Origin of the sequence: Vibrio sp. OPT46 (assembly GCF_015163535.1) — a bacterium.
GTDB classification, from domain to species: domain Bacteria; phylum Pseudomonadota; class Gammaproteobacteria; order Enterobacterales; family Vibrionaceae; genus Vibrio; species Vibrio alginolyticus.
On record NZ_JADDYG010000824.1, the window covers coordinates 15,108 to 21,900 of the forward strand.

Consider the following 6,793-nt stretch of genomic DNA (forward strand, 5'->3'; position numbering starts at 1 on the left):
ATATCGTGGTGATCCGCCAGCGCGACTGCTGTTGTCGTCGCGATTGGGATACCTTTGTACGCCGGGCCAAACAGTACATCAAACTCAATGCCAGAATCAGCGAGCGCGGCTGCGTAAAAACGACCAAGACGCGCTAGGTCACGACCAGTATTGAAAAGACCAGCGTTAAAGAAGTACGGGCTTTTACGGCCAGATTTCAAAGTAAACTCACCAAACTTAAGAACTTCTTTCTCAAGTGCAAACTCAATAAATTCACGCTGGTATGCTTTCATTATTTTCTCTCTATGTCCTTGGTTTCTTGTGTCTCTTCTCGACAATCATTCATTTCTCTATTGTCGAGATAAAAAAATAGCCCCCATAATGGGAGCTATCTAAATCAATTGGCTAACGCCGCCTTCTGCGCTGCGACAATTTCCGTAATGCCGACTTTCGCCGACTCGAGCAATGCCATCAGCTGTTCGTGACTGAACGGTTCACCTTCTGCGGTGCCCTGAATTTCAATCATCTTGCCTTCTTCGGTCATTACTACGTTCATGTCTGTGTCTGCCGCTGAATCTTCAACGTATTCAAGGTCACACAGAACATCATCACCTAGCAAACCAACTGAAACTGCCGCTACGTGGCCTTTCATTGGGTTTGCTTTTAGCTTGCCGCTATCTACTAGGTGTTGGAATGCATCGGCCATTGCAACACTTGCGCCGCTGATGGATGCAGTACGCGTACCACCGTCAGCTTGGATAACGTCACAGTCAACGGTGATCATGAACTCACCCATGGCTTTTAGGTCGACAACAGCGCGTAGGCTTCGCGCGATAAGACGCTGAATTTCCATCGTACGGCCGCCTTGTTTGCCACTTGCCGCTTCACGACGAGTACGCGAATGTGTTGCTCGAGGTAGCATGCCGTATTCAGCTGTAACCCAGCCTTTACCTTGACCTTTTAGCCAACGTGGCACAGATTCTTCGACGGTCGCATTACACAACACTTTGGTGTTACCGAACTCAACTAGCACTGACCCTTCAGCGTAAGCTGTGTAGTTACGAGTAATTTTGATAGGGCGAACTTGATCCGCCTTGCGATCGTTTGGACGCATGGGCATCTACCTTAAATATGAGGAGAAGACGATTTGGTTGGGCGAAGATTATAACGGAATCGATTCCGGATTCATAGGTTACGCCGCTGGCACAACATAAACAATCCATACATCCCGCGCACCTATCGACGCAGCGTGATACACTCTTGAAGTAATTTTCAAAAAATGAAGACAGGAAAATTCGATGATTTACAGTATGACAGCGTATGCACGCAAAGAAGTAAAAGGCGATTGGGGTTCTGCGGTATGGGAAATCCGCAGCGTGAACCAGCGTTATTTAGAAACATACTTCCGCATGCCAGAGCAATTTCGCGGGTTAGAGCCCGTTTTACGTGAGCGCTTTCGTAAGCGCTTAGCGCGAGGCAAAGTAGAATGTAATCTGCGTTTTGAAGCAAACCCTGCCGCAAAAGGTGAGCTTAGCATCAATGAAGCGCTTGCTAGCCAGGTAATTAAAGCCGCTGAACAAGTCATGCACATGACTGGTGAACTGAGCCGAATCAATCCATTTCAAGTCATGCAATGGCCGGGGGTAATGGAAACGCCAGAGCAAGACATGGATGCAGTAAATAAAGTGCTACTAGAAGCGTTTGATGGCGCAATGGATGAATTTATTGAAGCGCGCGCTCGTGAAGGCGAGAACATGAAAGCGCTGATTGAACAGCGTTTAGACGCCATCTCTGCAGAAGTCGTAAAAGTGCGTGCCCGCATGCCAGAAATTTTAGAATGGCAACGTGAGCGACTATTCTCGAAGTTCGAAGACGCTAAAGTGGAACTGGATCCATCTCGTATCGAGCAAGAGTTGATTTTGCTAGCGCAAAAATCGGATGTTGCTGAAGAGCTCGATCGCTTGGACTCTCACGTAAAAGAAACCACAAACATTCTGAAAAAAGGTGGCGCAGTGGGTCGCCGTCTAGATTTTATGATGCAAGAGTTCAACCGTGAATCAAACACGCTAGCGTCGAAATCCATCAGCACCGACATCACCGCATCGGGCGTTGAACTGAAAGTTCTAATTGAACAGATGCGTGAGCAGATCCAAAACATTGAATGATCTAAAAGTCATCGAGTATTGAAACAAAAAAGCCCCGCTAGTGCGGGGCTTTCTTTTACTCATCTTTTTCCAAGGTTCTGTTATCAACGTAGGGCCAATAATGGTGTCCAATTCTGATCAGCAAAGTAGCCGCAGCCAAAATAAACGCAGCCAGAGATAACCACACAACCAAAACCGCATCCAGCTCTTTCATTCCGAGAGTGATATAGCGGGCGATCGCCATCATCGCGATGTAGATAGGATAGCGTACCGGAATTTTACCGTTCATCACGAACTGCTGCACCATGGCGAGCACTTCCAGATAGATAAACATCAACAGAATATCTGTGAGTAAGACACGCTTCTCTACAAATACGTGCACAAACTCTTGCATCATGGCGTACAACGTCGCCAAGGTAATAGAGACTAATAATACCGCCTCCAAAATATGGAAGATTCTCAGGAAAGGTCGACTAAAGGATTTCGGTAAATTCGACGGCATGGTCCATTATCCAAACAAAGAAAATAGGCCTTGAGTTTAGCATGCAACGATCTTCAATCAATCAGAATAAACATCAGTGTAAATCGACTCCAAGTCCTGGCATTTGCTTATAAAAACGCTCCGCTTATTTGGCGGAGCGCTTTTGTGTTATAGGACCTGTGGCATCACTTACGCCACTTGCTGCTTTTTTTCAGCTACGCGCTTTTTCTTCCGATATTTAGGGTGAGTGATCGGAATCGCAGATAGGAGTTTTTTGGTGTATTCGTTTTGCGGGTTTGCATAAATTTCTTTAGCACTGCCTGCTTCTACCACTTTGCCAAAATACATCACGGCAACTTTGTCAGAAACATGTTTCACCACCGAGAGATCGTGAGAGATAAATATGATCGCCAAGTTCATTTCTTGTTGCAGTTGTAGCAATAGGTTCAAGATTTGCGCCTGTACCGACACATCTAACGCAGATACCGATTCATCACAAATCAGCAGTTTAGGCTTCAATGCAATCGCGCGAGCGATACCGATACGCTGCCGTTGCCCGCCTGAAAATTCATGTGGATAACGGTTTACTGCCGTTTCTGGTAATCCCACTTTGATTAAAAGCTCTTTTACCCATTGTTTACGCTCTGTTGGCGTGCCAATTTTATGAATAACAAACGGTTCTTCCAGAATCATACCGATGGTATGACGCTGATTGAGTGACTCCATTGGGTCTTGAAAGACGATTTGCATGTCTTTACGCAGCGAGCGCATCTCTTTAACAGACAGTTTAGTGATGTCTTTACCTTCAAAGAAAATCTTACCTTCTGTTGGCTCGTATAACTTTAAGATCGTGCGACCAAGGGTGCTTTTACCACAACCTGACTCACCAACTAGCCCCAGTGTTTCACCTTCAGAAACAGACAGTGAAACCCCGTCTACCGCTTTGATGGTGTAGCCTTTCTTGAACAGCCCTTTACCAGAAACAAAGTGCTGCTTAAGATTTTCAACTCTTAATACTTCTTTTGCCATAACATCCTCTTTTATGACTGGTTCACTTTGCCCAGTTAACTGGCAAACATACTGGCATCAATAGGCTTGATATCGATCATCTGCTTCGGCTCATTATCTAAGCTCGGCATCAATCCCATTAAACGCTCTGTGTAGGGGTGCTGCGGGTTATCAAACAACTCAAAAATTTCTGCTTTTTCGACAATACGCCCACCATACATCACGGCAACATCATCACACACTTCTGCCACAACTCCGAGGTCGTGAGTGATGAAGATCATTGCCATGCCTGTTTCTTCCTGAAGCTCATTCATCAGTTCAAGGATAGACGCCTGAACCGTAACATCCAACGCTGTAGTCGGTTCATCACAAATCAGAATATCCGGCTTACAGGCCAATGCCATCGCGATCATGACACGCTGGCGCATACCACCAGATAGGTTATGGGGATACTCATTCAATCGCTTCTCTGGCATTGGAATTTTTACTTTTGCCAGCATTTCAATCGAGTACGCCTCCCGCTCCTTTTTGTCGAGCTCAGGTCGATGGAGCTCAAGCACTTCACATATTTGACGACCAATGGTATGCACTGGGTTAAGCGCCGTCATTGGGTCTTGGAAGATGATCGAAATGCGATCGCCACGCATGGCGTACATCTCTTCCGCAGGCAAATCAACTAGGTTGGTGCCGCGATAATTCACTTCACCTTTAATGATGTTGCCATATGGCTTAGGTAATAGCCCCATGATCGACATTGAGGTTACGCTCTTACCACTACCTGACTCTCCCACCAGACCGAGTGTACGTCCAGCTCTCACATCAAAGTTCACACCATGCAGAACCTTCACTGGCCCATCATCGGTGGTAAATTCAACTTCGAGATCTTTAACACTTAGGATTACATCGTTTTCCATAACCAATCCTTACAGCTTATAAGTGTCATCTACGACAACAACAGGTTCAAAAGCTTTGCCTGACTTCATCGCTTGTTTCGTTTCTTTTTTGATATCACTATCAATCCAGTAAGTGCCATCGCCTATGATTGCACCACTGAACAGCGCCTCTGTCATGCGATTCATTGGCTTATCTGGAAACTTTAACCAGCGCCAGTGACCATAGCGGACATAAGGAACCATGTAGCCTGGGACGATAACGTGAGCATCAATGATGTCACGCTGAATCTCATGACCTAGCTGGATCTTTTTATCCATATCCATGCCAAAACGATACTCGATGATCTTTTCATCCAGTTCAGGCGTGCTGTAGTTTGTGAAAGAGTTAGTTTGCGGCTTGTTCGCATTGACTGAATGGAAATACTCCCAATACGTTGGGATCTCAGACGTACCCATATCTAAGAAAGCCAAATCGTGCTTTTTCTCACGTACGTATTTGAACATGGATGAGCCATCAACTAACTTGAGCTCAATATCCAGCCCTGCTAGCTTGGCTTGCTCACGCAAAAAGGCAATACGAGGAGTATGAACAGGTGTTCCGTAGGTCAGCTCGAAGCTTAAGCGCTCACCTTTATCATTGACACGAATACCATCAGAACCAATTTTGTTAAAGCCTGCGGCTTCGAATGCCTCGGCCGCTTTTGCGGGATCAAACTTCGGTGCCTTAGCATCTGGTAGGGTGTATTTACCATGACCATAACCGGTCGGGTTCGGTTTACGGGAGTAGTCGCCACGCATGACATTCTCTATCATGCCATCAAAGTCAATCGCGTAAGTAATGCCCTTGCGAATGTTTAAATCATCCAGCAAAGGCATCGCGGTGTTCATCCATACACCACCAGCCCCAACTGGGAATTGGTTGTAACCCCAGAACTTTTGAATGTATCCCTTTTGGTAAGGTTCCGTATTCGATTTATCATGCCATAAGCTTGGTAAAACAAGACCAAATGCGTCCAGCTTCCCTTTCTCAAAGTGCTTCATCGCGATATCACTGTCGCGAATCACTGTGATGCGGATTTTGTCGACATTATAGCGATGTTGATAATACTTATTGCTGTAACCCCACCAGTCTTCACCGACATGCTTGAAGGTAACACTTTTACCTTTTTTAATGTCATCTAGGTAGTATGCACTGGTCGTTGGTTCACTTTTAAAATTGTAGTAGCGGACAAAGTTGTCATGTATACCGTCACCATTTTCATCTTTTGAAGGGTTAGCATAAAAATGTGCGGGACGTGGGCGCAGAGCCCCCATTCGTAACAGCAATTCTTCCGGATTGAACTCTTTCGCCGCCTTAACAGCAAACGTGTGAGTGTCGTACTTGATAACATCCGCAATCGTTTTGTTGTAGTAATCGTTGTACCAAGGTTCCAAGATGTCTTTGGAACGATAAAACTTCAGCATGAACACGAAATCGTCGGCAGTCACAGGTTTGCCGTCCGACCATTTGGCTTCAGGGTTGAGTTTAAAATAGACCGTTTTGTTGTCACCTGCTAACGCCCACTCGTTAGCAAGCTCAGGTATGAACTCTAAAGTATCTGGGTGGCGGACCACCAAGCCTGGTGTTTCATCTAAGATAAAAGAACGTAGCCCTGCATTAGCATCTGGGCCAACACTACGTAACGTCTGCGGGAAACTTGACATAAAGGTGCGATAAGTCCCTCCACGTTTCGCTTCTGGCGAACCATATTGAGGCTCATCCCAGTTTGTTTGCCAGTTTAAGTCAGTCGGAAGCGTTGCTGACATTGCACCAAAACTCAGGGCGCTCAGCGTGGACGCTAAAAATAATTTCTTCATAAAACTTCCCTTTTTTATGTTTTGCTCACAATGCTCGCTTAAACATAGCGTGTGAATTTTTTCGGGTCGAAAGCCGCTCGAATGGCTTCACCAATAAAGGTCACCATTACCAGAACCAGAACAATAGAAGTCACTACTGACGCAACAATCCATGGCGAATCTAAGTTTGACTTACCTTGTTGCAGTAATTCCCCCCAACTTGGTGTTGGTGGCATCAAGCCTAAGCCTAGGTAATCGAGAGCAGTCAATGCTGTGATGTTAGCTGCAATAGTGAAAGGTGCTAGGGTTACAATCATCACCATCGTATTTGGCAAGATGTGATTAAACAAGATACGTCCAGTCGATGCCCCTAAAGCACGTGCCGCCATTACGTATTCTCGTGCCGCTTCTTTATAGGTCATGGTCCGCATGTACCATGTCATCCCCATCCA

The 6,793-nt window shown here is 45.8% G+C and carries 7 protein-coding genes and 1 pseudogene; 1 reads left to right on the forward strand and 7 read right to left on the reverse strand.

Annotated features, from left to right (window positions below):
* Positions 1–272: pseudogene (gene pyrE / locus IQR33_RS34725) on the reverse strand (orotate phosphoribosyltransferase); the annotation flags it as partial.
* A gap of 104 nt (positions 273–376) precedes the next feature.
* Positions 377–1,093: a ribonuclease PH gene (rph, locus tag IQR33_RS28165; RefSeq protein ID WP_017634994.1), complete on the reverse strand. Its 717-nt coding sequence runs from the start codon at positions 1,091–1,093 to the stop codon at positions 377–379.
* Positions 1,094–1,277: 184 nt separating this feature from the next.
* Between rph and IQR33_RS28170 the strand changes: the two genes are divergently transcribed.
* On the forward strand, positions 1,278–2,144 hold the full coding sequence (locus IQR33_RS28170) for a YicC/YloC family endoribonuclease (RefSeq protein WP_005395766.1): 867 nt from the start codon (positions 1,278–1,280) through the stop codon (positions 2,142–2,144).
* A gap of 55 nt (positions 2,145–2,199) precedes the next feature.
* Here IQR33_RS28170 and IQR33_RS28175 read toward each other — a convergent pair whose 3' ends face one another.
* The 5 genes from IQR33_RS28175 to IQR33_RS34730 all read right to left on the reverse strand — a co-directional run.
* Positions 2,200–2,625: a phosphate-starvation-inducible protein PsiE gene (locus IQR33_RS28175; protein ID WP_017820704.1), complete on the reverse strand. Its 426-nt coding sequence runs from the start codon at positions 2,623–2,625 to the stop codon at positions 2,200–2,202.
* Positions 2,626–2,793: 168 nt separating this feature from the next.
* Entirely contained in the window at positions 2,794–3,633 is an 840-nt protein-coding gene (locus tag IQR33_RS28180; protein ID WP_104975751.1) for an ABC transporter ATP-binding protein, read from the reverse strand.
* A gap of 35 nt (positions 3,634–3,668) precedes the next feature.
* Positions 3,669–4,526, reverse strand: a complete 858-nt coding sequence (locus IQR33_RS28185; protein WP_005379371.1) for an ABC transporter ATP-binding protein — start codon at positions 4,524–4,526, stop codon at positions 3,669–3,671.
* A 9-nt stretch (positions 4,527–4,535) separates the two neighbouring features.
* On the reverse strand, positions 4,536–6,362 hold the full coding sequence (locus IQR33_RS28190) for an extracellular solute-binding protein (RefSeq protein ID WP_017634997.1): 1,827 nt from the start codon (positions 6,360–6,362) through the stop codon (positions 4,536–4,538).
* 38 nt (positions 6,363–6,400) lie between these two features.
* A partial coding sequence (locus tag IQR33_RS34730; protein WP_228014196.1) for an ABC transporter permease subunit occupies positions 6,401–6,793 on the reverse strand: 393 nt, incomplete at its 5' end.